The sequence below is a fragment of the Candidatus Collinsella stercoripullorum genome (assembly GCF_027669965.1).
In the GTDB taxonomy this organism is placed as follows: domain Bacteria; phylum Actinomycetota; class Coriobacteriia; order Coriobacteriales; family Coriobacteriaceae; genus Collinsella; species Collinsella stercoripullorum.
On the sequence record NZ_JAQECM010000006.1, the window covers coordinates 1 to 25,510 of the forward strand.

Below are 25,510 nucleotides of genomic sequence, written 5' to 3' on the forward strand. Positions count from 1 at the left end.
CGCCCTCGAGCGCGGCCGCGAGCGCCGCGAGCTCGAGCGCGCCCGGAGGTCGGCGAGCCGGGCCGTCCGCGCCGAGGGCGCGCAGGCGCGCAGGCGCGTCACCAAATCCTCCGCGGGCATCAGGGTCTCGATGGGCTCCCGGGGAGGGGAACGTAAACGTTGAGGACGCGCCGGGAGTTACCGGGCCCGGTGTCCGCGCGGTGCGCTATGGTGGTATCCTGAGCGCGCGGGGCGCGCCATGCGCCGGACCCCGCCGGCGGGACCTGGAGAACGATATGACCGAACACCTTCGATAGAGAGACGAGGACCACGTGATCTGCCCCCACTGCCTGAAGACGATCGAGGACGGCGAGACGTTCTGCCCCCACTGCCACGGCTACGTGGGCGCCGTCTCCCGCGACGAGTTCGTGTTCTGCGAGGGGTGCGGGGCGCGCCTGTCCCTCCACGACCGGACCTGCCCCAAGTGCGGGCGCCCGGCCCCCGGCATCCTCTCCACCGACTCCGCCTCCGCGGACCTCGCCGCCGGCAAGACGGCGAGCTTCCCGCGCCTCACCAAGAGCCTCATCGAGACCGAGGCCCCGCGCATGGACGAGCCGGTCTCCGCCGCCCGCGCGCTGGACGACTCGGTCGACCCGAGCGCGACCAACGTCCTCGACCGGGCCGACCTCGAGCGCGCCTCCGCGCGCGCCGGTTCCGCCGAGGCGGAGGAGGACCCCTACCATCCCCGGCGCCGCTCCTACCGGGGCCTCATCATCGCCCTCGTCGTCATCGCGCTCGCCGGCGGGGCCACCGCCTTCGTCGCGATGGACCCCCTGGGCGTCATGCCCGGCGTGTACGAGTCCTTCCGCCGCGCGGCGCAGGAGACCTTCCCGTCGCGCCAGCTGGCCGAGGCCGGCTCCGCCTCGCAGGACGCACCCGCCGACGACGGGGACGGCGCCGGGGCCGAGCCCGCTGCCGACGAGCCCCTCACCGACGACGAGGTCTACGACTTCATCTACGCCGCGTACCAGCAGGTGGTCTCCTACGACTCCGAGGAGGCAATCGGCCAGGTCATCGACGCCTTCAACAGCTACTACCTCGAGCCCGACCTCTCCGTTCGGCAGAGCGAGTCGCAGACCGCCTACCAGCTGCGCGATGCCATCCAGCAGACCATCGACGACATCGACGCGCTCGAGGCGCCCGAGGACACGGTGTACGCGGAGGACATCCAGCACGTGAGGCAGCTCGCCGAGTGGATGTACGGCCGCGTAGACCAGATCTGCCAGTCCTGGGACGTCTCGCTCGCCATCCCGGAGGGGGAGTCGACCCTGGCCCAGCAGGACGAGATCTTGGCGCCCATGCGCCGCGCGGGCACGAGTGACCTGGAGAACTACGACGCCAACGTCGACGCCTGGGAGCCGCAGCGCAAGTGACCCTCCGCGCGCACGCGTATGCCGAACATGTGATTCCCCGACGTTTTGATAGAATGGCAGGGAATCTACGTCACCATGAGGGGGTCCAGATGTTCGCCAGAAAGCTCTACACGCCGGAATACGAGGTGACAGGCGACGAGGTCGCCGTTATCGAGACCTCGCGCGGTACCATCCGCGTCGAGCTCGACGGCGCCGGCGCGCCCATCCACGTCGCCAACTTCTGCGAGCTCGCGCTCCACGGCTTCTACGACGGGCTGAAGTTCCACCGCTACGTCCCCGGCTTCGTCATCCAGGGCGGCGACCCCAACACCCGCGACATGTCCGGGGAGGACGTCGCGCGCGGCGTCGCCGGGCCGGACGGACGGCCCGGGACCGGCGGCCCCGGCTACTGCATCAAGGCCGAGTACGCCACCAACCCGCGCAACAGCCACGAGGACGGAGCCCTCGCCATGGCGCGCTCCATGGACCCGGATTCCGCCGGTTCCCAGTTCTACTTCTGCCTCGGCCCGCAGCACGGGCTCGATTCGGGCTACACCGTCTTCGGCCAGACGGTCGAGGGCATAGACGTCATCTCCCAGCTGCGCGCGGGCGACGAGATCGTGCGCGTCGACATCGTCGGTAAGGAGCAACAGTGAACGCACAGTACTTCGATCGCGCCCGCGCCGCCTACCGCGCGGGGGATTTCTCGGCGGCCGCCCAGATGTTCTCGGCCGCCAAGGAGCCGGGCGAGCTCGCCGGCGAGGCCGACCACCTGCGCGGCAACTCGCTCATGAGGCTCGGTCTGTACGCCGACGCCGCCGAGGCCTATGCCGCCGCGCTCCAGGACGCGTCCTACGGCAAGGCCGGCGCGCTGCTCACCAACCAGGGCAAGGCGCTCGCCGCCTCGGGCGACCTCGAGGGTGCGGTCAACTCCTTCACCGCCGCCACGCGCGACGCCTCCTACGCCACCCCGTACAAGGCGTACCTCGGCCTGGCCAACGCCCAGATGAAGCTCGGCCGCGTCTCCGAGGCCGGCGTCGCGTTCCGCTCGGCCGCCATCGACGGCGCCAACCCCGCGCCCGCCTCGGCCCTCGCGAGCCTCGGCGACTGCTTCGTCAAGCTCGGCCGCCCGGGTGACGCCGTGGAGTCCTACCTCACCGCCCTCGAGTACGTGGGCGCGCACGACGACCCGCGCTCCATCGAGGCGGGGCTCGGCTGCGCCTACGCCGCCGCGGGCCGCGCCGCCGACGCGGTCGACGCCTTCGGGCGCGCCACGTCCGACGGCATCTACCAGCTCGACGCCGACCAGCAGCAGGCCTTCGACTCCGCGCGCGACGCCCTGTCCGCCCAGACCGCCATCTCCGCCGCGCCCGCCTCGGGCACCGCGCCGGTCACCGCCGTCGACCCGCTCGACCCGATGGGCACCACCGGCGGCTTCATGCCCGACCCCTCGGACACCGGCTTCTTCACCATGAGCGAGTCCGAGATGATCCAGCAGGACCGCCGCGAGGCCAAGGTGCGCCGCAAGCACCGCCACACCGGCCTCAAGGTCTTCCTCGTCATCTTTTTCCTGCTGCTGATCGCGGCCGGCGGGCTCGGCTTCGCCTACACCCGCGGCTTCGGCTTCCCCTCCCAGCAGGACGCGGTCACCGGCCTCTTCCAGGCCGTGGCCGACGGCGGCGACACCGATCGGTACCTCGCCTCCAGCCTGCCGCAGGACTACAAGAACTCCATCGTCAGCAGCATCGAGGGGCTCGGCGACGCCACGGCCACCGTCGAGGGGCTCGATGCCGGCATGACCGAGAGCACCGCCACCGTGTCGGTCGCGCTCCCGCAGGGCGGCACGGTCACCTACGACGTGAGCTTCGTGCGCACCGACAACCACATCGGATGGGCGGTCGCGAGCTTCGACATGAACTTCGGCGACGCCGAGGGCGACGCGGGCAGCGCCTCCGCGGATGCCGCCGCCGATGACGGTTCCTCCGCGACCGACGCCTCCACCGACCAGTCCGCGTCGACGGACGACCAGGCGTCCTCCGCCGACGGGCAGGCCGACGCGGGCGACGGCGCCGACCAGGCGGGCGACGCCTCCTCGGCGGCCGCCGAGTAGATGTATTCTTTGGTGACCGTCGGGCGCCGGCATCATCGGCGCCCGACGGTGCACTACACTGCGTAGGCAGCGCGGTCCTCGCGCGACGATCCGAGCCCACAGGACCTTTGGAGCGGCTTTGTTTTCTTTGATGGACATGTTATTCGGTCAGTACGGGGGAGACCTCGCCATCGACCTCGGCACCGCGAACACCCTCGTGGCCGTGCGCGGCAAGGGCATCGTCATCCGAGAGCCCTCCGTCGTCGCCATCGACCGCAACGATGAGCGCATCCTGGCCGTCGGCATCGACGCCAAGCGCATGCTCGGCCGCACGCCCGGCAACATCGTCGCCGTGCGCCCCCTGAAGGACGGCGTGATCGCCGACTTCGACGTCACGGAGGCCATGCTGCGCTACTTCATCGACAAGGCGAGCGAGAAGCGCTACCCCTGGACCCCGCGTCCCCGCGTCGTCGTCTGCGTGCCCTCCGGCGTCACGAGCGTCGAGAAGCGCGCCGTCTTCGAGGCGACCATCTCGGCCGGCGCGCGACAGGCCTACCTCATCGAGGAGCCGATGGCCGCCGCCATCGGCGCCGACCTGCCCGTCGAGGAGCCCACCGGCTCCATGGTCGTCGACATCGGCGGCGGCACCACCGAGGTCGCCGTCATCGCGATGGGCGGCATCGTCGTGTCGCAGTCCATCCGCATCGCCGGCGACGAGTTCGACCAGGCCATCCTTTCGCACGTGCGGGACGCCTACAACCTCGCCATCGGCGAGCGCACGGCCGAGGACATCAAGATCAAGGTCGGCTCCGCCGTCCCGCTCAAGGACGAGCTCGACGTCGAGGTCAACGGACGCGACGTCATCAGCGGCCTGCCCAAGACGGTCCGCATCGAGAGCGAGGAGATCCGCCGCGCGCTCAACAAGCCGCTCGACGAGATGACCAAGGCGGTCAAAGAGGCGCTCGACGCCACCCCGCCCGACCTCGCTTCCGACCTCATGTACTACGGCATCCTGCTCACCGGCGGCGGCGCCCTGCTGCGCGGCCTCGACGTGCGCCTGCGCGACGAGACCGGCGTGGCGGTCAACGTGAGCCCCACGGCCCTCGACAACGTCGTCAACGGCTGCGCGCGGGTCCTCGAGGCCAACGCCTTCGACGGCGGCTTCGTGCAGACCAACGCCTAGCCGGAAGGGTCGTCACGCGTGCCCCGCAGCCAGAAGTACCCATCAAGCCATCTGAACGCCAAGCGCCCGTCCTCCGGGATGCGGCCGCTCGTGATCCTCAGCATCCTGTCGATCGTCCTTCTGACGTTCTACATCCGCGAGGGGGACGCCGGCCCCATCCACGCGGTGCGCTCGGGCGTCACGACCGTCACGAGCCCGCTGCGCATCGCGGGCTCGGTCGTCGCGTCGCCCTTCAACGCCCTGGGCAACGTCATCGAGAACCTGACGGCCTCCCAGGAGACCTTAAGCGACCTCAAGGCCCAAAACGCTGAGCTCACCTCCCAGGTCGCCGAGCTCAGCGAGGCCCAGCAGACCGCCACGCGGCTCGAGTCGCTGCTCGGCCTGCAGTCCACCTACAACCTCCAGTCGACCGCGGCCCGCATCATCGGGGGCTCGTCGGATGCCTGGAGCCGCACCGTCACCATCGACAAGGGGACGGCCGACGGCCTCGAGGTCGGCATGGCGGTGTGCAACTCCTACGGCGTGGTCGGCCAGATCACCGAGGTCTCCCTCAACACCTCGACCGTCCTGCTCATCTTCGACGAGTCCTCCGGGGTGTCGGCCATGGTGCAGAGCTCGCGCGCCCAGGGCATGCTGCGCGGTCAGGCCGACGGCAGCTTGCGCCTCGAGTACGTCTCGGTCGACTCCGAGGTGAGCGTGGGCGACATCATCGTGACCTCCGGTATCGGCGGCGTCTTCCCCAAGGGGCTCCCGCTCGGGACGGTCTCCTCGGTGGAGCGCAGCGACAACGACGTCTACTACACGATCGTCGTGCGCACGCAGGCCTCCACCGAGAACAACGAGGAGGTCCTCGTCATCACCGCGCTGAACGACGGCCAGGTCGCCACGGACGCGGAGGTGTCCGAGGCCAACGCCCAGGACGACGTGACCACCTCAGGTGGAGGTTCGACGGATTCGGGCTCCGCCGCGAACCAGGCGGACGGGAGCGGGCAGGATGGTACGACGACCGACGACGAGAGCGAGTAAAGGAGGCAGCCGTGCAGCTACATGATCCAGCGCGCCCCGGCGCCCCGGCCCCCGCGCTCATCGCGGTCGCCTGCGTGCTGCAGGTGGCGCTCTCGCCCCAGGTGAGCATCCTCGGCGGAACCTTCAACTTCATGCTCGTGCTCTCCCTCGTGCTCGCCCTCTCCCGCGACCCGGGCTCGGCGGCCGTCGCGGGTTTCGCCTGCGGCCTGTTCTTCGACCTCACCTCGACCGCCCCGGTCGGCCTCATGGCCCTGATCCTGACGCTTTCCGCCTTCACGGTGTCCTTCGCCTCACGCGGCTCGCTCGGCGGCCTGAACGCGGACACCATGCGCTTCATCGGCGTGGCGGCGCTCATCGCGAACATGGCCTACGGCCTGTGCCTGTTCTTTCTGGGCGACCAGGGGGACCTGCTGTGGGCCCTCGGCGGCCACGGCATCTCCTCGACCGTGCTCGACCTGCTCGCCGCCGCGATCTTCCTGGCCGCGACCGCATCGTCCTCGTCGCAGCGCGGGTTTTCCGCCCGCGGCCGCGGGACGCGCTACAAGGTTCTGAAATAGGGGAGGGACGCCACGTTGGACGCGCAGATCGTCGTCGTCATCGCCGGTGTCATCCTCGTCCTCGCGATCGTCGCCTCGATCGTGGTGCTGAGGCGCGGCGGCGGGAAGTTCACCTTCGACACCAAGAACGGCACGCGCCCCCGCGCCACGGAGGGCGAGGGCAACACCCCCGGCGTGGCGTTCAAGGGCCGCTTCACCATGCTCACGGCCGCCGTCGGCGCGGTCTTCGCCGCCATCACGGCCAAGCTGTGGAGCATGCAGATGGTCTCCTCCGACTATTACGAGGAGCTCTCCGTCCAGAACCAGACGCGCACCGTGACCACGCCCGCGCCGCGCGGGCGCATCCTCGACCGCAACGGCGTGCCGCTCGTCACCAACCGCGCCAGCCTGACGGTCGCCGCCTACCGCGACCTCGCGAGCGACACGGTGCTCGTCCGCCATCTCGCCAACGTCCTCGGCATGCCCTACATCGCCGTCCGTCGGAACATCCAAGATTACAACCAGGGCGCCCAGAGCCTCCATACCATCGCCTCCGACGTGCGCCGATCGACCGTCGCCTACATCCAGGAGCACCCGAGCGCCTTCGCCGGGGTCGAGGTCGTCGAGCGCACCGAGCGGCTCTACCCCTACGGAGAGCTCGCGGCCCACGTCCTGGGCTACACCGGCACCATCACCTCCGAGCAGCTCGCCGCCCAGAGCGAGGCGGCGTCGCAGGGGGAGTCCGACGCCGGCGCCATCAGCTACGAGTCGGGCGACATCGTCGGGCAGGCGGGCGTGGAGATCCGCTACGAGTCCCTGCTGCAGGGCATCCGCGGCGAGCAGACCGTCCAGGTCGACGCCTCCGGCAGCGTGGTGGACGCGACCGGCGCGATCCCCCCCGAGCCCGGCAGCGACATCCGGCTCACCCTCGACCTCGCCATCCAGCAGGCCTGCGAGGACGGGCTCGACCATGCGATCGCCGTCGCGAGGCAGTTCGGGTACGAGAACGCCGCACGCGGCGCCTGCCTGTGCCTGGACTGCACGAACGGCGAGATCCTCGGCATGGCGAGCGCCCCGAAGTACGACCCCTCCGTCTTCATCGGCGGCGTGTCGAACGACGACTGGAACGCGCTGTCCAGCGAGGACAGCGGCTACCCCATGATCAACCGCGCCATCGCCGGCGACTACATGTCCGCCTCGACGATCAAGCCCCTCTCGTCCCTCGCCGCGCTTAAGTACGGCATCTACGACGAGACGCAGACCACCGACTGCCAGGGCTGGTGGACCGGCATGGGCGATGCCAACGGGCGCTGGTGCTACGACCATTCGGGCCACGGTGTGATCAACCTCCAGCGCGCCATCACGATGTCGTGCGACGCCGTCTTCTACGACATCGGCAAGGGGTTCTACTACGACGAGGAGAACCCCGAGGGCCTGCAGGAGATGTTCCGCAGCTGGGGCCTGGGCGAGGCGACCGGCGTCGACCTGCCGGGCGAGAGCTCCGGGCGCGTCCCCGACGCCGAGTGGAAGGACAGCTACTTCTCGAGCTGGGACGACGCCGACCGGGCCTGGAACCCCGGCGACATGTGCAACATCGTCATCGGCCAGGGCGACATCCTCGTCACGCCGCTGCAGATGGCCTGCGCCTACGCCGGCATCGCCAACGGCGGGCGCGAGTTCGTCCCCCACGTGTTCCACTCCGCCGTGAGCCGCGACGGCAGCGGGTCGGCGGTGACCTACGAGCCCCGCGAGCGCCTCTCCGGCGCCTACCGTCAGGATTCCGACCTCGCCCTCGTGAGGCGCGGCCTGTGGGGCGTGATCTACGAGGAGTCCGAGTCCCAGGCGTCCCACTTCACCAACCTCTCCGTCGAGGTCGCCGGCAAGACCGGCACCGGCGAGAAGAGCGGTGAGGACGACTACTCGTGGTTCGTCGCCTATGCGCCCTACGACGACCCCAAGTACGTCGTCGCCGCCGTGGTCGAGCAGGGCGGCTTCGGCTCGACCTCGGCCATGTACGCGGTGCGCGACGTGCTCGGCGCCATCTACAACGAACCCGACAGCGCCTCGGTCACCGCGGGCGACGGCGTGCGCTAGGAAGGGAGGACCCATGGCATCATCGGCGGCGGCGCGCTCCGACGCGGCGCTCAAGCGGACCAACAAGCGGCAGGCCGCGGCGCGCGGGTCCCTCCGGCGCAGCGTCAGCCTGCCCGTGCTCCTCTCCGTGGCTGGCCTGGTCGCCTTCGGCGCCCTCGTCATCTGGACGGCATCCCTCACCATGTCGGAGGCCTCCTTCCCGCGCCACCTGCTCGGCATCGGCCTCGGGTGCGTGCTCGGCGCCTTCTGCTGGCGCATGGACTTCCGGGGGCTCGCCAACTACACCACGCCCCTGCTCGTCCTCGACGTCATCGTGATCTTCACGCCCTACATCCCCGGGCTGTCCTACAACGCCATGGGCATGACCGGCTGGATCCAGATCCCGGGCATCGGGCTCACCTTCCAGCCCGTCGAGCTCGCCAAGATCATCACGGTGTTCATGATGGCGGGGCTCGGCGCCCAGTACAACGGCAAGATCGACTCGGTCCGCGAGTACGTGAAGCTCTGCGGCATGCTCGCCGTGCCCTTCGGCGCCATCATCGTGGCCGGCGACCTGGGCAGCGGCCTGGTGGTGTTCTTCTCCGGCGCCGTCGTGATCATGATGAGCGGCCCCCGGAAGGAGTGGGTGCTGTCGACCATCGCCATCCTGATCGGGCTCGTCGCCATCGTCCTCGCCGCGGACTCGGTCGTCGACAGCCTGCTCGGGCACGACGTGCTGCTCAAGCAGTACCAGATGAACCGCCTGCTCGTCTTCATCGACCCGCAGGCCGACACCTCCGGCTCGGGCTACAACCTGATGCAGTCCCTCATAGCCGTCGGCTCGGGCGGGTTCTTCGGCAAGGGGATCGGCGGCGCGTCCCAGTCCGCCTCCGGATTCCTGCCCGAGGCGCACACCGACTTCGTCTTCGCGCTGCTGTGCGAGACGTTCGGCTTCGTCGGCGCGATGATCCTGCTCGGCCTGTTCGCCGTGCTCATCGTCTCCACCATCCGCGTCGCCTACCGCAGCGACTCGCTGTTCCTGAGGCTCGTGGGCACGGGCATCGTCGGCATCTGGCTGTTCCAGGTGCTCGAGAACGTCGGCATGTGCATCGGCCTCATGCCCATCACCGGCATCCCGCTGCCCTTCATCAGCTTCGGATCGAGCTCCATGCTCATGCAGCTGGCCAACGTCGGCATCGTCCAATCGATCTGGCGCCACCGCGCCAAGGCCGCCTGATCCTTCCCGTCCTCAAGGAGGTACCCCATGCGCATACCCATCGGCAGGTTGGCCGACGCGCTCAAGATGGGCGTCTCGACCCTGCGCGACTCGGACGAGCCCGTGCGCGTCGCCGTGTTCGTCGACCGCACCGCGTCCCCGGACATCGTCGCCGCGGTCCGCGACGCCCTCGTCCCCCAGACCACCTCGGCGCTCGTCCGCGTCGCCGCGCTCGACTCGACGGCCCCCGAGGTCAAACCCGATACCGATGTCGCCCTCGTCCTGTCCTGCGGCTCGGACCTCCTCGAGGACGCCGTACGCGGCATCGTGGTGGCGGGCGCCCCGACCGTCGTGCTGGCCGAGTCGAGCGTCGAGGTCCCCTTCATCGAGCACGACACCCCGATGCTCGGGCTCATCGCATCCACCGACCGCACGGGGCTGCTCGAGTCCCTCGCCCGGTGGATCCTCGACCGGACCGATAAGGCGACGGCGTTCGCCGCCAACTTCGGCTTCATGCGCACCGCTGCGGCCAACCGCACGGTGGCCTCCTGCGCGCTCACCAACATGGCCACCGGGGCGCTCGTCTTCATCCCGGGCGCCGACTACCCGGTCATGACCGCGGCCCAGCTCGGCATGATGCTCGAGCTCGCGTCCATCTACGGCAAGCCCCTGCACGTCGAGCGCGCCTACGAGGCCGCCGGCGTCGCGGCGGCGGGCCTCGCCCTGCGCGGCGCGGCGCGGGCGCTCGCCCCCCGTTCGGGCCGCCTCGGCTTCGCGGTGAAGGCACTCGTCGCCGCCGGCGGCACCGCCGCCATGGGACGGGTCCTCATGGAGGTCTACGAGCGCGACGTCGATTACAGCCGCGTCAACGCCGCCGTGGGGACCGCGGCGTCCGCCGTCCGGCGCGCGGCCGCGGGGCTCGCCGGCGCGCGTGCAGCGGAGGCGGCGCGATGAGGGCCGTCTACGAGAACCGGTTCGCCGACCTCGAGCCGCTGCTCGGCCGCGTCGAGAAGCCGAGCCGCTACATCGACCACGAGTGGGGGACCCGCTCCAAGGCCGATGCGTCCTACCGCGCCTGCCTCATCTACCCCGACGTCTACGAGGTCGGCCTCCCCAACCAGGGCATCGCCGTCCTCTACGCCTGCCTGAACGCCCGGGAGGGCTTCTCGTGCGAGCGCGGCTACGTGCCGTGGGTCGACATGGCCGACGCCATGCGCGCCGCGGGCGTGCCGCTGCTGTCGCTCGAGGGGGCGGCGCCGGTCGCCTCCTTCGACGCGGTGGGGCTCCACGTCCCGCACGAGATGGCCGTCACCAACATGCTCGAGGCCCTCGATCTGGCGGGCATCCCCCTGCGTTCCGTCGACCGCGGCGAGGACGACCCGCTCGTGCTCGCGGGCGGCCCGTCGGTCTACAACCCCGAGCCCTTCGCGCCCTTCGTCGACGCCGTCCTCATCGGCGAGGGCGAGGAGCACCTGGTGGAGGTCTGCGCCGAGCACCGCCGCCTGCGCGACGCGGGCGCCACGCGCTCCGAGGTCCTCGCCGCGCTGTCGCGCATCCCCGGCACCTACGTGCCCTCGCTCTACGAGGTCTCCCACGAGGGCGCCTGCACCGCCCACGGCTACGCGGTCCCGCGCGCCGGCACCGATGCGCCCGCCGAGGTCCGCAAGCGGGTGGTCGCCGATTTCGCGGCCACCGACCCCGTCCCCCAGTCCATCGTGCCCTACGCCAAGCTCGTGCACGACCGCCTCTCCGTCGAGGTGCTGCGCGGCTGCGCCCGCGGCTGCCGGTTCTGCCAGGCGGGCATGACCTACCGCCCGGTGCGCGAGCGCGGCGCCGACCAGATCGTCTCCGCGGTCATGTCCGGCCTCGCGCGCACCGGCTACGACGAGGTCTCGCTCACGTCGCTCTCGACCACCGACCACTCCTGCTGCCGCCAGGTGCTCGCGCGCCTGAACCGGCGCCTGGAGGACACCGGCATCTCGGTGTCCATCCCCTCGCAGCGCCTGGACGCCTTCGGGGTCGACATGGCGCTCCAGGTGGCGGGGGAGAAGAAGGGCGGGCTCACCTTCGCCCCCGAGGCGGGCAGCCAGCGCCTGCGCGACGTCATCAACAAGAACGTCACCGAGGACGACCTCGAGCGGGCCGCGCGCGCGGCCTTCGAGGCCGGGTGGCGCCGCGTGAAGCTCTACTTCATGATGGGCCTGCCGGGCGAGACCGACGACGACATCGTCGCCATCGGGCGCCTCGCCGACCGCGTCTACGAGATCGCGCGCGAGGTCGTGCCCCCCGCGCAGCGCGGCGGCGTGTCGGTGTCCGTGTCCTGCTCGGTGTTCATCCCCAAGGCGGCCACCCCCTTCCAGTGGTGCGCGCAGACGCCCGACGACGAGGTGCGCCGCCGCCAGCAGCTTCTGCTGCGCAGCGTCCGCAACCGCGCGGTGCGCGTCCACTACCACGATGCGGAGACCTCCCTCATCGAGGCGGTCCTCTCCCGCGGCGGGCGCGATATCGCCGACCTCGTCGAGGCCGTCTGGCGGCGCGGCGCCCGGTTCGACGCCTGGACCGAGCAGTTCTCCCTCGACCGCTGGGAGCAGGCCGCCGGCGAGGTCGGCATCGACCTGCGCGCGGTCGCGCGGACGCCCTACGGGCTCGACGAGCGGCTGCCCTGGGAGCACGTGAGCTGCGGGGTGTCCCGCGGCTACCTCGAGCGGGAGTACCGGCGCGCCCTCGAGGGCGTCACCACGCCGGACTGCACGAGGTCCTCGTGCACCGGGTGCGGCGTGTGCCCGACCTTGCACGTGAGCAACGTACTGGCAGGTGAGAGATCATGACCGCATCGCCTCAGGGCACCTTCCGCCTCCGCTGCGCCTATGTGAAGCACGGCAGGCTCGCCTACCTCGGGCACCTCGAGGTCATCCACACGATCGAGCGCGTCGTCCGCCGCGCGGGCGCCCCCTATGCGGTGACGCAGGGGTTCTCGCCGCACATGCGCATCGCCTTCACGTCGGCGCTGCCGGTGGGCACCGCCTCGGACGAGGAGTACTTCGACCTGCACCTCACCGCCTACGTCCCCGCCGACGAGCTGCTCGCGCGCCTGCAGGCGGCCTCGCCGGTCGACCTCGCGCCGTACCGCGCCCGCTACATCGACCTCAAGACCCCTGCGCTCACCGCGCAGATCACCCGCATGCGCTACGAGGTCGCGCTTCAGGCCGCCCGCGGCTTCGACCTCAGGGCGCAGGCCGTCTTGCGCGCCCTGGACGATGTGGTCCGCGCCGGCTCGATCCCGTACGTCCGCAGCGGGAAGGCCAAGACCCTCGACCTCGCCGCGACCCTCGTGGCGGCCGGGGCATCCCAGGCGGGGGAGGGCGAGGTCCGGCTCGCGCTCGACACGCGCTGCGGCGACGCCGGGTCGCTGAGGCCCGAGATCCTGCTCGCCGCCCTCGACCGCAGGCTCGCGCCCGAGGTGGAACGTGGAGGTCCTATCGTTTCCACGGGCATCCAGGACCTCGCGGCCGTGAAGCGCTATTCTATTTGTCGGACTGCCCAGTACGTGGAGGATGCTGACGGATCCCTCTTGAGTCCTTCGCGCGCTGACGGGACACACGCTGCTCCCTTATCCGTCTCGTCTGTGCCGTCCTTGTGAATACGCAGGGGGAATGTCCGTTCTCCCTGTTGACGCGCAATTTTCATCCTGATAGGATATCCGGCTGTTGCACTAACTGATGCATGAAGGGCAAAACAATGTACGCAATCGTTACAACCGGCGGCAAGCAGTACAAGGTCGCCACCGATGACTTCTTGAACGTCGAGAAGATCGAGGGCGAGGTCGGCAGCAAGGTCGAGCTCCCCGTCATCTTCCTGAACGACGGCAAGAAGATCATCACGGATCCCGCCAAGCTCGCCAAGGCTAAGGTCACTGCTGAGATCGTCGAGCAGTTCAAGGGTAAGAAGCAGCTTGTCTTCAAGTTCCACAAGCGCAAGCGCTACCGCCGCCTGCAGGGCCACCGCCAGCAGCTGACCCGTCTGAAGATCACCAAGGTCCAGGCCACCTCGCGTGCCAAGAAGAGCACGGCCGAGACCGAGGCCCCCGCGGCCGAGTAACCCCACGAGCTGTCTGAAAGAAGGTACTAGACATGGCACACAAGAAAGGCCTCGGCTCGTCCCGCAACGGCCGTGACTCCCGCGGTCAGCGTCTGGGCTGCAAGCGCTTCGCCGGCCAGACCGTGACCAGCGGCACCATCCTCGTCCGCCAGCGCGGCACCCACATCCACCCGGGCGCCAACGTCGGCCGCGGCAAGGACGACACCCTGTTCGCGCTCATCGACGGCACGGTCGAGTACACCCGCGGCATCAAGCACCGCGTCAACGTCCGTCCGCTCGCCAACGCGTAAGCAGACCCTTCATCTCACGCATCATCGAGAGGTCCCTGGGAGCGCATCCGGGGGCCTCTTTCTCTACGGCGGCGGGCGGTGCACACGCCCGCCGCGCATCGGACTCCCGAAAGGAGCAGGATGGCACAGTTCACCGACATCTGCCGCATCAACGTCAAGGGAGGCGACGGCGGCGCCGGCTGCATGTCCTTCCGGCGTGAGGCCTACGTGCCCAAGGGCGGGCCGGACGGCGGGGACGGCGGTCGCGGCGGGGACGTCGTCATCCAGGCTTCCGCCCAGCTCTCCTCGCTCGTCGACTACCGCTTCAAGCACCATTTCCGCGCCGAGCGCGGCACCCACGGCCAGGGCTCCCGCCGCGACGGCAAGTCCGGCGAGGACCTCGTGCTGAAGGTCCCCATGGGGACCGTGGTCCGCGAGCTCGACCCGGACACGCAGGAGGTCGCCTACGAGATCGCCGACCTCACCCGCGACGGCGAGCGCGTCATCGTGGCGCCCGGCGGCACGGGCGGGCGCGGCAACACCCACTTCGTCACCCCCACGCGCCGCGCGCCGGCCTTCGCCGAGAAGGGCGAGCCCGCCGAGGAGCACTGGATCGAGCTCGAGATGAAGCTCATGGCCGATGCCGCCCTGGTGGGCATGCCGAGCGTCGGCAAGTCCTCCCTCATCGCGCGCATGAGCGCCGCCCGGCCCAAGATCGCCGACTACCCCTTCACCACGCTCGTGCCCAACCTCGGCATGGTGCGCGCGGGGGACTACTCCTATGTCGTCGCGGACGTCCCCGGGCTCATCGAGGGCGCCGCCGAGGGCCGCGGTCTCGGCCACCAGTTCCTGCGCCATATCGAGCGGACCGCGCTCATCATGCACGTCGTCGACATCACCGGCGGCTTTGAGGGGCGCGACCCCGTGGAGGACTACCGCATCATCAACGACGAGCTCGCCGCATACGCCTCCGAGCTCGCCGAGCGCCCGCAGATCGTGGTCGCGAACAAGTGCGATGCGAGCGGCGCGCCCGAGCGGGTCGCGGAGCTCAAGCGCGCCGCGCTCGCCGACGGGCACGCCTTCTTCGCCGTCTCCGCGCTCACGGGGGCGGGCCTCAACACGCTCATGCTCGAGGTCGGCAAGCAGGTCTTCGAGCTGCGTCGCGAGCTCGCGGAGTCCAGCGAGCCCGCAGACGAGCTCGACGAGCAGTGGGAGCGCCGCCGCCGCGCCCGCGACCGCGCGTTCACCGTCGTGCCGGAGGGCGGGCGCGTCTGGCGCGTCCTCGGCCGCGGGGTCGAGCGGCTCTGCGTGCAGACCGACTGGGAGAACGAGGAGGCGGTCATCTACCTGCAGCACCGCCTGTCCAAGATCGGCGTCGACGCCGCCCTCGAGGCGGCGGGGTGCCGTCCCGGCGACGAGGTGCGCATCACCGGCTACTCCTTCGCCTACGAGGGGTCCGAGGACCTCACCGACTACCTCGACGAGCCCGAGGACGGTGACGGCGGCAGATGAGCGCCGAACCCCATCTGCCCGAGCTGGGCGCCGACCCCTCGCGCGAGTACCGCCTGGGGATCATGGGCGGGACCTTCGACCCGATCCACTACGGCCACCTCGTCACCGCCGAGCAGGCCCGCGAGGCGCTCGCCCTCGACCTCGTCCTGTTCATGCCGGCGGGCGTCCCCGCCTTCAAGCAGGGCGCCGGCGTCACCGACGCCGAGGACCGCTACGCGATGACGCTGCTCGCGACCGCCGCCAACCCGGCGTTCGACGCGAGCCGCTTCGAGATCGACCGCGAGGGCGTCACCTACACCATCGACACGCTCCGGGCTCTGCGCGCGCACTACCCGGACAACGTCCGGCTGTTCTTCATCACGGGGGCCGACGCGATCTTGGACCTGCTCACCTGGCATGACGCCGCATCCATGGCGGAGCTCGCCACCTTCATCGCCGCCACGCGCCCCGGGTACGACATCGAGCAGGCCCGCGCGCGGGTGTCGGCGTCCAACGTGCCCTTCGACGTCCGCTATATCGAGATCCCCGCGCTGGCGATCAGCTCGACGAACATCCGCGAGCGCGTGAGCGCGGGCAAGAGCGCCCGGTACCTGACCTCGGAGTCGGTCATCGGGTACATCAGGAAGAACGGCCTGTACAACAGCCGCATCGTCGAGCGGGTCGACGGCGCGGCGTCCCCGGACCGCAGATAGGAGGAACTCCGTGGCCCACGACAGCGAACCCGGATACCGCATCGAGGACAAGGGCGCCTACCTCGCCCGCATGCGCGACATGCTCGATGTCCGCATGGCGGTCGACACCCATCGCCGCAACCACACGCTCGGGGTCGCCCGCACGGCGGCCCGCCTCGCCGAGGTCTACGGGGTCGACCCCTTCCTCGCGGAGGCGGCGGGCCTCGTCCACGACTGGGACAAGGTCCTCGAGCCCTCCGAGCTGCTCGCCCGCGCGGCGCAGTACGGCGTCCGCGTCGCCGGCTCCCCGGCCAACGCCCGCGCCGTCCTGCACGGCCCGGTGGCCGCCTTCGAGCTTCCCCAGCTGTTCGGGGAGCTCCCCGACTCCGTCTTCCAGGCGGTCGCCCGCCACACCACCGCCGCGCCGGACATGACCGACCTCGACATGGTGGTCTTCGTCGCCGACGCCATCGAGCCCATGCGCCGCGGGGACTATGCCGACGCCCTGCGCGCGGAGGTGGGGGAGGTGCCCCTCGCGCGGCTGTTCTTCGACTGCTTCTCCCAGGGCCTCACCTACGTGATCTCGACGGGGCGCTACCTGTACCCGACCGCCCTGGACATCTACAACACCTACGCGCTCGCGCTGAACCACGAGAAAGGCTGATCCCATGACCGATACCGCCATCGCCGACACCCCGCTCGAGACGACCGGGTCCGAGCATCACGGCAGCTTCTCCGTCTCCTCCGACCGGAGCGCGGCGAGCGCGTCGAGCACCGGCGTCGCCGCCGAGCAGGTCGCCCGCACCGCCGCCGCGGCCGCGGACGCCAAGAAGGCGGACGACGTCGCCGTGCTCGACCTGACCTCCCTCTCCGATGTCTGCGATTACTTCGTCATCGCGACCGGCCAGAACAGCCGCCTCGCCGACGCCGTCGTCGACGAGGTCGAGGAGAAGGTCGCCGACGCCTGCGGCGAGCACCCGTTCTCCATCGAGGGGCGCGACGAGGGAAGCTGGATCCTCATGGACTACGGCTCGGTCATCGTCCACGTGTTCTCGCCCGAGGCGCGCGACTACTACCGCCTCGAGCGCCTCTGGGGCGACGCCCCCGTCCTCGACCTCGGCTTCTAGCCTAGACTTCTCGAGGGAAGCGTGCAGGCGGCCCCGTGCGGGCCGCCTTTTTTCGTCTCTCGCGGCGGCTTACCCGCGCGGGGCGTTTCGCGACCCGTACCGGTCCGAGCGCACGACCTCCGCATCGAAGCGCGCCGCCCGCCCGAACCCGACCGCCGCGTCCCCGAAGCGCTCGCGCACGGCGTCCATCGCGACCGACAGGCCGCGCCGGTCGCTCGCCTGGGCGCCCCTCTCGTCGACCTCGCAGAACAGGTCGGTCTGCACGCCGCCGGCCAGATCGAAGTCGCTCATGCCGACGCCGGCGAGCCTGATGCGCGTCCCGGGCGCCCAGACCCCGTCGAGCAGCTCCAGGGCGACCGGGATGAAGACGTTCTCGTCATCGGTCGGATGGGCGAGCTTGCGCTGGACGGTCCTGCCGCGCCCGTATGAGAAGCGCAGCTTCAGGGTCACCGTGCGCCCCGCGAGCCCGCGGCGGCGCAGGCGCCTGCCCACCGACTCGCCGAGCAGGTGGATCGCCGCCTCGACGTCCCCGCGCTCGGTGAGGTCGCGCGCGAAGGTGCGCTCGTTGCTCACCGACTTGACCTCCTCGGGCGCATCGACCGCCGAGACCGCGCTGCGCTCGGCCCCCCGGGCGCGCTCGCACATCGTCTGCGCGTTCACGCCGAAGACGCCAGCGAGCACCTGCGGGTCCGCCGCGGCGAGCTGGCCGAGCGTGTGGATGCCCGCGCGGGCGAGCGCCGTCTCGGCGGCCGATCCGATCCCGCTCATGGCGCGCACGGGCAAGGGGGAGAGGAACCCCTCCTCGGTGCCGGGGAAGACGACCGTGAGGCCGCGCGGCTTGTCCCGCTCGCTGGCGATCTTGGCCACGGTCTTGCTGCTGCCCAGCCCGATCGAGCAGGTGATGCCCAGGCTGGCGACGCGTGCGGAGATGCGGCGGCAGATCGCGACGGGGTCCTCCCGGGAGAAGCGCCCCGGGGTGACGTCGAAGAACGCCTCGTCGATGGAGACGCGGTCCACATAGGGGGTCTCGTCCTCGAGGATGGCCATGACCTGCGCGGAGAGCTCGCGGTAGCGGTCGAAGTGCCCGTGCGTCCAGATGGCCTGCGGGCACAGGCGCCGCGCCTGGGCGCTCGGCATGGCGGAGCGGACGCCGAACGCCCGCGCCTCGTAGGAGGCCGTCGAGACGACGCCGCGGGCATCGGCGTCGCCGCCCACGATGACGGGCCTGCCGCGCCATGCGGGATGGTCGAGCTGCTCGACGCTGGCGAAGAACGCGTCGAGGTCGAGCAGGCCGACGGCGGGTCCGCTCCATGCGCCGAACAGCGCTTCGGCGGGCCCGGGGGAATCGTATGTATGTTCGCCCTTCATGGCTCCAGTATACCGTGAAAACTGTGAAGACCTTGCATTTCGCCCCATCTTGGTCAAAATATGGATTTGCCTGCGGCCATACCGAAGAAGTTTGTCTCACGGGCTTCACCTGCTCCGGTCGTTGGCGTATAGTTATAAGCCGTTTGTTCGTAGTCGCAGCATATGCTGCTTGGTTGGAGGAGTTTTCATTGGCAGTCAAGATCCGCCTCGCTCGTCACGGTTCCCACAAGCGTCCGTACTACCGCGTTGTCGTCGCTGATTCCCGTTCGCCCCGCGACGGCCGCTTCATCGAGGAGGTCGGCCGCTACAACCCGCTGACCACCCCCAAGACCATCAACCTGGACCTCGAGAAGATCGCCGACTGGCAGTCCAAGGGCGCCCAGCTGACCGACGCCGTCGCCGCGCTCGTGCGCGCCGCCGAGGCCGGCCCCAAGACCGAGACCGTCGAGAAGAAGTCCAAGAAGCAGCTCGCGAAGGAGGCCGAGGAGGCCAAGCGCGCCGCCGAGGCCGCTGCCGCCGAGGCTGAGGGCGCTGAGGAGTAACCTTGTCCCTAGATCTCAACGAGCGCGCCGATGACGCGCTCGACCAGGATGGCGGGGAGATGCTCTCCGACCGCATCGCCGATCTCGTCGAGTATCTCGTCGTCAACATCGTGGACGACGCCGATGCCGTCAGCCTCGAGGTCATCGACGGCGAGGCGTCCTCGACCATCGAGGTCAACGTCGCCGATGACGACGTGGCCAAGGTGATCGGACGCCACGGCCGCACCATCAAGGCCATCCGCACCCTCGCGCGTGCGCTCGCCGCCCGCCTCGGCACCTCCGTCGAGGTAGAGGTCATGGGGTAGCGTTGGCGCGCGAATATAGGAACATCGCCCGTGTGGTCGCCCCGCACGGCACGAAGGGGGAGGTCTCCGTAGCCGGTCTACGGGGCCTTCCCTTCCTTTTGCGCCCGGGCATGACCGTGGCGCTCACGCCGCCCGCGCTCGACCGCGACCGGTTCTGCCGCGTCGAGCACGTGAACGAGGACGGCATGCTCGCCCGGTTCTCGGGCATCGCGTCCCTCGACGACGCCGAGGGCATCGCCGGATGCTACATCCTGGCGCGCGAGTCCGACCTGGACGTCGGGCCGCTCGATGCCGCGGCGGACGAGCTGATCGGCCGCGAGGTGCACGACGAGCGCTACGGATCGGTCGGCCGCATCGCGGACGTCATGGAGACCCCGGCCAACGACGTCTGGGTCGTGCAGGGTCCGTACGGCGAGGTCCTCATCCCCGTCGTCGAGGCGGCCGTCGAGGACGTGCCCGAGTCGGACCCCGTCCGCACCCATCTCATGGACGGCCTGATCGAGGTCGGACCCGAAGACGCCCCGGAGGCCCCCGCATGCTCATAGAGACGCTGTCCGTCTTCCCCGAGATGTTCGACACGGTGATGTCGACCTCCATCCTGGGTCGGGCGAGGCGCGCGGGGCTGTTCGATTTCCGCGCCCACGACCTGCGCGATTGGACCCATGACCGCCACCGCACCGTCGACGACGAGCCGTACGGGGGCGGGCAGGGCATGCTCATGAAGGTGGAGCCCATCTTCGAGGCCGTCGAGGCCATCTCGGCCTCGGGCCCGCGGCCCCGCACCGTCTTCTTCACCCCCTGCGGGGACCGGTTCGACCAGGCCTGCGCCGAGCGCCTCGCCGGCTGCGAGCGGCTCCTTCTCGTCTGCGGCCGCTACGAGGGCATGGACGAGCGCGCCTACGACCTGGCCGACGAGCGGCTCTCGATCGGCGACTACGTCCTCACCGGCGGCGAGCTCCCCGCGATGGTGGTCGCGGACGCCGTCGTCCGGCTCATCCCCGGCGCCCTCGGCGACGAGATGTCGCCGGTCGACGAGTCGTTCTCCACCCGCCCGTCCGGGGGCCTGCTCGAGTACGCGCAGTACACCAGACCGGCGAGCTTCCGCGGCCGCGAGGTCCCCCCGGTGCTCCTCTCGGGCGACCACGCCCGGGTCGACGCATGGCGCCGTGCCGACGCCATCGAGCGGACCTGCCGCTGGCGCCCCGACCTCATCGATGGCGCGGGCCTCACGCCCGAGGAGCGCGACCGCGCGCGCGAGCTCGTCGCGCGCTATCATGGACCGGACGCGCGCCCCGCGCGCGAGTAAGGAGCCCCGCATGACACCCCATGCCACCTCGTTCTTCCGCAGCCTCGTCGAATGGGTCCTCATCTTCGTCATCGCCATCGCCGCGATGCTGGTGGTCCGCGCCTTCGTGCTCGAGCCCTATGTCGTCCCGACCGGGTCGATGGAGCCCACCATCGAGATCGGCGACCAGGTCTTCGCCCAGAAGGTGACCTGCAACCTCGGCCAGTCCCCCGCGGCGGGCGACATCGTCGTGTTCCGCAACCCCGACGGCTCCTCTGACCACGACGTCCTCGTCAAGCGCGTGATCGCCACGGCGGGCCAGACGGTCGACCTCGTCGACGGCCGCGTCGTCGTGGACGGCGAGGTGCTCGACGAGCCCTACGCGCAGGGGGAGTGCTGGCCGCTCGCCAGCCAGGCCCCCGGGACCATCGTGAGCTTCCCCTACACCGTGCCGGAGGGGTGCGTCTGGGTGATGGGCGACAACCGCGAGAACTCCGCCGACTCGCGCTACTTCGGCGCCGTCGAGCAACAGGACCTGATCGGCGTCGCCGTGCTGCGCTATTGGCCGCTGAACCGCTTCGGCCTGCTCTGACTCCCGCTCGCACGGATGCCGGGCGACCGGTGAAAACTTGGGGAGATGGCCCATCGGCGCCGCGTGCGACCCGCACGACCGGCGCCGATGGGCTATCATGTCGAACCGTATGAGCAATCCGTCACGATAGGGGATCAAAGGATGGAACAATCCGCCCTCTCCTTCCAGGAGATCATCCTGCGCCTCCAGCAGTACTGGGGCAGCCAGGGTTGCGTGATCATGCAGCCCTATGACTCTGAGGTGGGTGCGGGCACCTTCCACACCGCCACCACCCTGCGCTCGCTCGGCCCGAAGCCCTGGCGCACCTGCTACGCGCAGCCCTGCCGCCGCCCCGCCGACGGCCGCTACGGCGAGAACCCTAACCGCATGCAGCACTACTACCAGTTCCAGGTGCTCATCAAGCCGAGCCCTGAGAACTCCCAGGAGCTCTACCTCGAGTCCCTGAAGGCGATCGGCCTCGACCCCGCGGACCACGACGTCCGCTTCGTCGAGGACGACTGGGAGAGCCCCACGCTCGGCGCCTGGGGCCTGGGCTGGGAGGTCTGGCTCGACGGCCAGGAGGTCACCCAGTTCACCTACTTCCAGCAGGTGGGCGGCATCGAGGTCGACCCGGTTCCCGTCGAGATCACCTACGGCCTCGAGCGCATCGCCATGTACGCCCAGGGCGTGACCTCCGTCTACGACCTCGTGTGGAGCTACCTGCCCGACGGCACCCCCATGACCTACGGCGACGTCTTCCTCGAGAACGAGCGCGAGTTCTCCGCCTACAACTTCGAGGTGGCCGACGTCGAGATGATGCGCGCGAAGTTCGACGACTACGAGCGCGAGTGCCACTCCTGCCTGGACGCCGGGTTCCCGCTGCCCGCGTACGACTGCGTCATGAAGTGCAGCCACGCGTTCAACCTGCTCGACGCCCGCGGCGCCCTGTCCGCCGTCGAGCGTGCCAACTACATCCTGCGCGTGCGCGCCGTCGCCAAGGCGTGCTGCGAGGCCTATCTCGCCGAGGTCGCGGCCTCGGACGACACCCGTGAAGGGGAGGTGGCGTAACCGATGGCTCAGTCCCGTGACTTCCTGTTCGAGATCGGCTGCGAGGAGATGCCCTCCGCACCGCTCGTCAACGCCGTCAGGCAGCTCGGCACCCTGGTCGAGCGGGGTCTGACCGAGGCCGGCCTGGCGCACGGCGATATCCGCGTCGTCTCCACGCCGCGCCGTCTCGCCGCCCTCGTCTCCGACGTCGCCACCGCGACCGAGGAGGTGCACGAGGTGAAGCGCGGCCCGGCGGCGTCCATCGCCTTCGACGCCGAGGGCGCCCCCACCAAGGCGGCCCAGGGCTTCGCCCGCAAGTGCGGCGTCGACCCCGCCGACCTCGTCCGCCGCGAGGACGCGGACGGCCGCGAGTACGTCTTCGCCGAGCGGAGCATCCCCTCCGCGCCCGCGGCGCCCATCCTCTCGGCGCTCTGCACGAAGGTCATCTCGTCCATCGAATGGCCCAACTACCGCAGCCAGCGCTGGGGCTCCACGCACGAGACGTTCGTCCGTCCCGTCCGCTGGCTGTGCGTCCTTCTGGGCGACGAGGTCGTGCCGGTGAGCTTCGCGGGCGTCGAATCCGGCAACACGACCCGCGGCCACCGCGTCCTGGGACCCGGCGAGCACGTCGTCCCCGAGCCGTCCGCCTACGAGTCCGTGCTCGAGTCCGCCGGCGTCCTGACCGAGGACCGTCGCCGCGCCGTGATCGCGGAGGGCATCGCCCGGGTCGAGACCGAGCGCGGCGGGGCCCGCGTCGACACGCCGGCGAAGGTCCTCGACGAGGTCGTGAACCTCTGCGAGTGGCCCACCGTCCTGGTCGGCTCCTTCGATGAGGAGTTCCTGCAGGTCCCGCATGAGATCATCTGCGAGTCCATGCTCACCAACCAGCGCTACTTCCCCATCTACGACGCCGCCGGCAACCTCACCCGCGAGTTCGTCGTGGTCTCCAACGGCCGCCCGGAGTGCGCCCCCGCCATCATCGAGGGCAACGAGTGCGTGGTCCGCGCGCGCCTCTACGACGCCAAGTTCTTCTACGACGAGGACCTCAAGGTCGATCTCGAGGACTTCCGCTCCCGCCTGGCCAACGTCGCGTTCCAGGAGAAGCTCGGCAGCGTGCTGCAGAAGTCCGAGCGCATCGAGGACCTCTCCCTCGCCATCGCGCACGCGGCGCGCATCGGCGCCCACGCCGCCTCCGACGCGCAGCGCGCCGCGCACTTCGCCAAGGCGGACCTCGTGAGCCAGGCGGTCGTCGAGTTCACGAGCCAGCAGGGCGTCATGGGCGGCTACTATGCGCTCGCGGCGGGGGAGAACGCCGAGGTCGCCGCCGCCATCCGCGACCACTACCGCCCGCGCTTCGCCGGGGACGAGCTCCCCGAGGGCGTCGCCGGCTGCATCGTGGCGGTCGCCGACAAGCTCGACACCGTCGCGGGCATGTTCGCCATCGGCGAGCCCCCGACCGGCTCCAAGGACCCCTTCGCCCTGCGGCGCTCCGCGATCGGCATCCTGAACATCCTCCGCGCGCGCCTGGGATGCGGCTACGAGGAGCTCGTGCCCGCCGCGCTCTCGGCCTACGCCGAGCAGGGGATCGAGTTCGACGCCGGGGAGGTGACCGAAGCCGTCTGCGCGTTCATCAAGGGGCGCATGGAGCAGATGGCGCGCGACGAGGGCATCGCCCCCGACACCGTCGCCGCCGTCTCCGCCGGGACCGTCTGCGCCCCGGCCGATTTCTTCGCCCTCGCGCGCGCCCTCGATCAGGCCCGCGCCGACGACCCCGAGACCTTCGGCAACCTCGCCACGGCTTACGCCCGGGCGAGCCATCTCGCCGACGCCTCGCTCGGCACCGAGGTCGACGAGGCGCTTCTGGGCGACGCCGAGCGCGACCTGCTCTCCGCGACCGAGGCGGCGCGCGAGCTCGTCGCCGACGCGCGCGGGCGCAGGGATTTCGACGCCCTCATCGCCGGCCTCGCCGCGCTCCGCGAGCCGATCGACCGGTTCTTCGACGACGTCCTCGTCATGGACGAGGACGAGGCGCTGCGCGCGAACCGCCTGCGCCTGCTCAACCGCTTCGAGGCGGTCTTCGCCGACATCGCGAACATCGGCCTTCTGAAGGGCTGACGCGAGGCCGCATAGCCCGCGACGGGGGCCGGGTGCCGCGAGATGACGCGGCACCCGGCCCCTCCGCGTCACGCCGGCCCCGCGCGCATCGGCTACACTGGGGGGCGAAGCCGGACGGAGGGAGTCGAGATGACGGCGACGGTCCATGTGATATCCGATGCGCTCGGCGATACCGCCTGCGAGGTCGTCCTCGCGGCCGCCGGCCAGTTCCGCGAGGGCTCGGTGCGCATCGCGCGGCTCCCCCGGGTGACGGGCATCGACGAGGTCGAGCGCTACCTCGCGCCCCACATCGCCTCCGGCGAGCCGATCGCGGTGTTCCACACGATCGTCGACCCCGGGCTGCGCTCCCAGCTCGCCTTCACCCTCCGCCACCTCGACGTCCCCTCCGTGGACCTCATGGGCCCCGCCCTCGACACGCTCTCCGGCCTGCTGGGGGACCGCCCCGCCGGCACCCCCGGCGTCATCCACAGGACCGACGAGCGCTACTTCCGCCGCATTGAGGCGATGGAGTACTTCGTCGCCCACGACGACGGGCGCGGCGCCGACGACCTCTCGGACGCCGACATCGTGCTCATCGGCGTCTCGCGGACATCCAAGACGCCGCTGTCCATGTACCTCGCCTTCCAGGGCTACCGTGTGGCCAACGTGCCGCTCGCGCGGGGCGTGGAGCCGCCCCCGTCCATCTTCGAGGTCGACCCCATGCGCCTGTTCGGGCTGCTGTCGACCGCCGACATCGTGGCCGGAATCCGCGAGCGCCGGCTCGGCGACGAGGAGTCCCGCGTGCGCGCCGCCTCCTATGCGGACCCGGAGGAGGTGGCGCGCGAGCTCGAGGAGGCGCACGCCCTCATGCGCAGGCTCGGGTGCTTCGTGGTCCGCACCGACCGCAAGGCGATCGAGGAGTCCGCCGCCGAGATCACGGCCCGCCTCGACGCGGTCGCCGCCGCGCGCCGCGCGCGTGAAACAGGGCGGCAATAATCGGCCGACGCAATCTCCACGGGTCCGCGACAGGGCCTCCATGCTTAAACCTTTTACCCCTTCCAACCTGCTGACATGGTATCGATACCATAGCGTGCTCCCTCCAGGCGC

At 70.4% G+C, this 25,510-nt stretch carries 26 protein-coding genes; 25 read left to right on the plus strand and 1 reads right to left on the minus strand.

Annotation, left to right across the window (positions count from 1 at the left end; all coding sequences use genetic code 11):
• Positions 1-311 precede the first annotated feature (311 nt).
• From PHA29_RS02640 to rsfS, 17 genes are all read left to right on the plus strand, one after another.
• On the plus strand, positions 312-1,412 hold the full coding sequence (locus tag PHA29_RS02640) for a zinc ribbon domain-containing protein (RefSeq protein WP_270847941.1): 1,101 nt from the start codon (positions 312-314) through the stop codon (positions 1,410-1,412).
• A gap of 89 nt (positions 1,413-1,501) precedes the next feature.
• The gene (locus PHA29_RS02645; protein ID WP_270405678.1) at positions 1,502-2,047 is read left to right on the plus strand and encodes a peptidylprolyl isomerase; all 546 of its coding nucleotides are present in this window, start codon (positions 1,502-1,504) and stop codon (positions 2,045-2,047) included.
• Positions 2,044-3,501, plus strand: coding sequence for a tetratricopeptide repeat protein (locus tag PHA29_RS02650; RefSeq protein WP_270847943.1), 1,458 nt, complete (start codon positions 2,044-2,046; stop codon positions 3,499-3,501). Before PHA29_RS02645 ends, PHA29_RS02650 begins: the two co-directional genes overlap by 4 nt.
• A gap of 130 nt (positions 3,502-3,631) precedes the next feature.
• Positions 3,632-4,663, plus strand: coding sequence for a rod shape-determining protein (gene mreB, locus PHA29_RS02655; protein WP_270405681.1), 1,032 nt, complete (start codon positions 3,632-3,634; stop codon positions 4,661-4,663).
• 18 nt (positions 4,664-4,681) lie between these two features.
• Positions 4,682-5,689 carry a rod shape-determining protein MreC gene (gene mreC, locus PHA29_RS02660; RefSeq protein ID WP_333491374.1) on the plus strand — a complete coding sequence of 336 codons (1,008 nt, stop codon included), beginning with the start codon at positions 4,682-4,684 and terminating at the stop codon, positions 5,687-5,689.
• Between the two features lie 11 nt (positions 5,690-5,700).
• Positions 5,701-6,246 carry a rod shape-determining protein MreD gene (locus PHA29_RS02665; protein ID WP_270847945.1) on the plus strand — a complete coding sequence of 182 codons (546 nt, stop codon included), beginning with the start codon at positions 5,701-5,703 and terminating at the stop codon, positions 6,244-6,246.
• Positions 6,247-6,261: 15 nt separating this feature from the next.
• A complete protein-coding gene (gene mrdA, locus PHA29_RS02670; protein WP_270405684.1) occupies positions 6,262-8,319 on the plus strand; it encodes a penicillin-binding protein 2 in 2,058 nt (685 codons plus the stop codon).
• A gap of 13 nt (positions 8,320-8,332) precedes the next feature.
• Positions 8,333-9,535, plus strand: a complete 1,203-nt coding sequence (locus tag PHA29_RS02675) for an FtsW/RodA/SpoVE family cell cycle protein (RefSeq protein WP_270405686.1) — start codon at positions 8,333-8,335, stop codon at positions 9,533-9,535.
• 27 nt (positions 9,536-9,562) lie between these two features.
• On the plus strand, positions 9,563-10,468 hold the full coding sequence (locus PHA29_RS02680) for a hypothetical protein (protein ID WP_270847946.1): 906 nt from the start codon (positions 9,563-9,565) through the stop codon (positions 10,466-10,468).
• Positions 10,465-12,342, plus strand: a complete 1,878-nt coding sequence (locus PHA29_RS02685; protein WP_270847948.1) for a TIGR03960 family B12-binding radical SAM protein — start codon at positions 10,465-10,467, stop codon at positions 12,340-12,342. The genes PHA29_RS02680 and PHA29_RS02685 overlap by 4 nt, the downstream gene beginning before the upstream one ends.
• Positions 12,339-13,154 (plus strand): TIGR03936 family radical SAM-associated protein, encoded by an 816-nt coding sequence (locus tag PHA29_RS02690; RefSeq protein ID WP_270847949.1) that lies wholly within the window; start codon positions 12,339-12,341, stop codon positions 13,152-13,154. Before PHA29_RS02685 ends, PHA29_RS02690 begins: the two co-directional genes overlap by 4 nt.
• A gap of 98 nt (positions 13,155-13,252) precedes the next feature.
• Complete coding sequence (rplU, locus tag PHA29_RS02695; RefSeq protein ID WP_270847951.1) at positions 13,253-13,612, plus strand: 50S ribosomal protein L21; 360 nt, start codon at positions 13,253-13,255, stop codon at positions 13,610-13,612.
• Positions 13,613-13,644: 32 nt separating this feature from the next.
• Entirely contained in the window at positions 13,645-13,902 is a 258-nt protein-coding gene (gene rpmA, locus PHA29_RS02700; protein WP_270403257.1) for a 50S ribosomal protein L27, read from the plus strand.
• Between the two features lie 120 nt (positions 13,903-14,022).
• Positions 14,023-15,393 (plus strand): GTPase ObgE, encoded by a 1,371-nt coding sequence (obgE, locus tag PHA29_RS02705; protein ID WP_270847952.1) that lies wholly within the window; start codon positions 14,023-14,025, stop codon positions 15,391-15,393.
• On the plus strand, positions 15,390-16,085 hold the full coding sequence (nadD, locus tag PHA29_RS02710) for a nicotinate-nucleotide adenylyltransferase (protein ID WP_270403261.1): 696 nt from the start codon (positions 15,390-15,392) through the stop codon (positions 16,083-16,085). The genes obgE and nadD overlap by 4 nt, the downstream gene beginning before the upstream one ends.
• Before the next feature lie 10 nt (positions 16,086-16,095).
• Positions 16,096-16,728 (plus strand): bis(5'-nucleosyl)-tetraphosphatase (symmetrical) YqeK, encoded by a 633-nt coding sequence (yqeK, locus tag PHA29_RS02715; RefSeq protein ID WP_333491375.1) that lies wholly within the window; start codon positions 16,096-16,098, stop codon positions 16,726-16,728.
• Between the two features lie 4 nt (positions 16,729-16,732).
• Positions 16,733-17,191, plus strand: a complete 459-nt coding sequence (rsfS, locus tag PHA29_RS02720; protein WP_270573878.1) for a ribosome silencing factor — start codon at positions 16,733-16,735, stop codon at positions 17,189-17,191.
• Positions 17,192-17,260: 69 nt separating this feature from the next.
• On the opposite strand, the gene dinB is transcribed toward rsfS, so the two are convergent.
• On the minus strand, positions 17,261-18,559 hold the full coding sequence (gene dinB / locus PHA29_RS02725) for a DNA polymerase IV (RefSeq protein WP_270847955.1): 1,299 nt from the start codon (positions 18,557-18,559) through the stop codon (positions 17,261-17,263).
• 188 nt (positions 18,560-18,747) lie between these two features.
• Here dinB and rpsP point away from each other — a divergent pair, with 188 nt between their 5' ends.
• From rpsP to PHA29_RS02765, 8 genes are all read left to right on the plus strand, one after another.
• Positions 18,748-19,101, plus strand: coding sequence for a 30S ribosomal protein S16 (gene rpsP, locus PHA29_RS02730; protein ID WP_270403267.1), 354 nt, complete (start codon positions 18,748-18,750; stop codon positions 19,099-19,101).
• A 59-nt stretch (positions 19,102-19,160) separates the two neighbouring features.
• Positions 19,161-19,406 carry a KH domain-containing protein gene (locus PHA29_RS02735; protein WP_270573898.1) on the plus strand — a complete coding sequence of 82 codons (246 nt, stop codon included), beginning with the start codon at positions 19,161-19,163 and terminating at the stop codon, positions 19,404-19,406.
• A 32-nt stretch (positions 19,407-19,438) separates the two neighbouring features.
• The gene (locus PHA29_RS02740; protein ID WP_270847958.1) at positions 19,439-19,951 is read left to right on the plus strand and encodes a ribosome maturation factor RimM; all 513 of its coding nucleotides are present in this window, start codon (positions 19,439-19,441) and stop codon (positions 19,949-19,951) included.
• Complete coding sequence (trmD, locus tag PHA29_RS02745) at positions 19,942-20,712, plus strand: tRNA (guanosine(37)-N1)-methyltransferase TrmD (RefSeq protein WP_270847960.1); 771 nt, start codon at positions 19,942-19,944, stop codon at positions 20,710-20,712. Before PHA29_RS02740 ends, trmD begins: the two co-directional genes overlap by 10 nt.
• Before the next feature lie 10 nt (positions 20,713-20,722).
• Complete coding sequence (lepB, locus tag PHA29_RS02750) at positions 20,723-21,283, plus strand: signal peptidase I (RefSeq protein WP_270847961.1); 561 nt, start codon at positions 20,723-20,725, stop codon at positions 21,281-21,283.
• 141 nt (positions 21,284-21,424) lie between these two features.
• Positions 21,425-22,330 (plus strand): glycine--tRNA ligase subunit alpha, encoded by a 906-nt coding sequence (locus PHA29_RS02755; RefSeq protein ID WP_270847964.1) that lies wholly within the window; start codon positions 21,425-21,427, stop codon positions 22,328-22,330.
• A 3-nt stretch (positions 22,331-22,333) separates the two neighbouring features.
• The gene (gene glyS / locus PHA29_RS02760; protein ID WP_270847965.1) at positions 22,334-24,424 is read left to right on the plus strand and encodes a glycine--tRNA ligase subunit beta; all 2,091 of its coding nucleotides are present in this window, start codon (positions 22,334-22,336) and stop codon (positions 24,422-24,424) included.
• Between the two features lie 129 nt (positions 24,425-24,553).
• Positions 24,554-25,399: a pyruvate, water dikinase regulatory protein gene (locus PHA29_RS02765; protein ID WP_270847966.1), complete on the plus strand. Its 846-nt coding sequence runs from the start codon at positions 24,554-24,556 to the stop codon at positions 25,397-25,399.
• The last annotated feature ends 111 nt before the right edge of the window (positions 25,400-25,510 follow it).

Bases quoted from the DNA above. Each gene is read 5' to 3' on its own strand.
- PHA29_RS02735 (WP_270573898.1), top strand. From the start codon at position 19,161: ATGCTCTCCGACCGCATCGCCGATCTCGTCGAGTATCTCGTCGTCAAC.
- PHA29_RS02685 (WP_270847948.1), top strand. From the start codon at position 10,465: ATGAGGGCCGTCTACGAGAACCGGTTCGCCGACCTCGAGCCGCTGCTC.
- rpmA (WP_270403257.1), top strand. From the start codon at position 13,645: ATGGCACACAAGAAAGGCCTCGGCTCGTCCCGCAACGGCCGTGACTCC.
- PHA29_RS02675 (WP_270405686.1), top strand. From the start codon at position 8,333: ATGGCATCATCGGCGGCGGCGCGCTCCGACGCGGCGCTCAAGCGGACC.
- PHA29_RS02755 (WP_270847964.1), top strand. From the start codon at position 21,425: ATGGAACAATCCGCCCTCTCCTTCCAGGAGATCATCCTGCGCCTCCAG.
- obgE (WP_270847952.1), top strand. From the start codon at position 14,023: ATGGCACAGTTCACCGACATCTGCCGCATCAACGTCAAGGGAGGCGAC.
- glyS (WP_270847965.1), top strand. From the start codon at position 22,334: ATGGCTCAGTCCCGTGACTTCCTGTTCGAGATCGGCTGCGAGGAGATG.
- mreB (WP_270405681.1), top strand. From the start codon at position 3,632: ATGGACATGTTATTCGGTCAGTACGGGGGAGACCTCGCCATCGACCTC.
- PHA29_RS02680 (WP_270847946.1), top strand. From the start codon at position 9,563: ATGCGCATACCCATCGGCAGGTTGGCCGACGCGCTCAAGATGGGCGTC.
- PHA29_RS02645 (WP_270405678.1), top strand. From the start codon at position 1,502: ATGTTCGCCAGAAAGCTCTACACGCCGGAATACGAGGTGACAGGCGAC.
- trmD (WP_270847960.1), top strand. From the start codon at position 19,942: ATGCTCATAGAGACGCTGTCCGTCTTCCCCGAGATGTTCGACACGGTG.
- PHA29_RS02690 (WP_270847949.1), top strand. From the start codon at position 12,339: ATGACCGCATCGCCTCAGGGCACCTTCCGCCTCCGCTGCGCCTATGTG.
- lepB (WP_270847961.1), top strand. From the start codon at position 20,723: ATGACACCCCATGCCACCTCGTTCTTCCGCAGCCTCGTCGAATGGGTC.
- rplU (WP_270847951.1), top strand. From the start codon at position 13,253: ATGTACGCAATCGTTACAACCGGCGGCAAGCAGTACAAGGTCGCCACC.
- PHA29_RS02765 (WP_270847966.1), top strand. From the start codon at position 24,554: ATGACGGCGACGGTCCATGTGATATCCGATGCGCTCGGCGATACCGCC.
- nadD (WP_270403261.1), top strand. From the start codon at position 15,390: ATGAGCGCCGAACCCCATCTGCCCGAGCTGGGCGCCGACCCCTCGCGC.
- rsfS (WP_270573878.1), top strand. From the start codon at position 16,733: ATGACCGATACCGCCATCGCCGACACCCCGCTCGAGACGACCGGGTCC.
- dinB (WP_270847955.1), bottom strand. From the start codon at position 18,559: ATGAAGGGCGAACATACATACGATTCCCCCGGGCCCGCCGAAGCGCTG.